Origin of the sequence: Paracraurococcus lichenis, assembly GCF_030657435.1 — a bacterium.
In the GTDB taxonomy this organism is placed as follows: Bacteria; Pseudomonadota; Alphaproteobacteria; order Acetobacterales; family Acetobacteraceae; genus Paracraurococcus; species Paracraurococcus lichenis.
Genome location: NZ_JAUTWS010000365.1, coordinates 1 through 856, shown reverse-complemented (window position 1 = coordinate 856; position 856 = coordinate 1). Strand labels below are relative to the sequence as shown.

Annotated in this window: 1 protein-coding gene; it reads right to left on the bottom strand. The window is 67.2% G+C overall.

What is annotated here, in order from left to right:
• Positions 1-300 precede the first annotated feature (300 nt).
• Positions 301-856, bottom strand: a 556-nt coding sequence (locus Q7A36_RS40265; RefSeq protein ID WP_305109403.1) for an IS110 family RNA-guided transposase, incomplete at its 5' end; no start/stop codon positions are given.

The following is an 856-nucleotide window of genomic DNA, read 5'->3' as shown; positions in this document are numbered from 1 at the left end:
TGGCTTGGCAATGCCTGCACCACGCAGCCTATTGACAAGGAGCACGCGATTAGAGAACGCCCCCTTCTGGGCAAGGGAAAACTGCAGGAGTGCGGTGACGCGTAGTCGGATGCTGCCATCTGTCCGGCCTCTCTCGCGGCCATGGACCGCCGGCCTGCATGGGAGTTCGCGGTGCGGATCCAGATCAAAGTGGCGTACTCGAGGTACGTTGTTGCAGCTTGGTTGTCCCGATCCCGTCTCGCCGACTGTTGCGCCATGTCCTCCGTTCGCTCGCCCTACGCCTCGGTGGCCGCGGCGGGCCTACGCCGCCACGGCCGGAGCCTTGTACGTCCCACCCTTCACCAGCAGGGCCCAGACGATGCGGGCCGTCTTGTTGGCCAGCGCGGTGGTGACCAGCATGCGCGGCTTGCGCGCGAGCATCTGGGCCAGCCACGAGCCCGGCGCTGCACCACGATGGACGGCCCAGCGCACCACCGCACTGGCGCCCAGGATGAGCAAGCGCCGGATACTCCGCTCGCCCATCTTCGAGATGGCCCCGAGCTTCTGCTTGCCGCCGGTTGATCTCTGCAGCGGGGTCAGCCCAAGCCAGGCCGCGAAGTCCCGCCCGGCCCGGAAGCCCTCCGGTGCTGGCACCAGAGCGACGATCGCGGTCGCCGCGATCGGGCCGATACCCGGGATCGTCATGAGCCGCCGTGCGACGGGGTCGTCCTTCGCGCGCCGGCCAATCTCAGCATCGAGGTCGTCGATCTGCTTCCCGAGCGCCTCGATGCTGTCGATCAGCACCTGCAGGATGCCTCGTGCAGCCTTCGGCACTGACGATGTCTCGTCCTTGACCAGAGCAACCAGCTGGTCAACG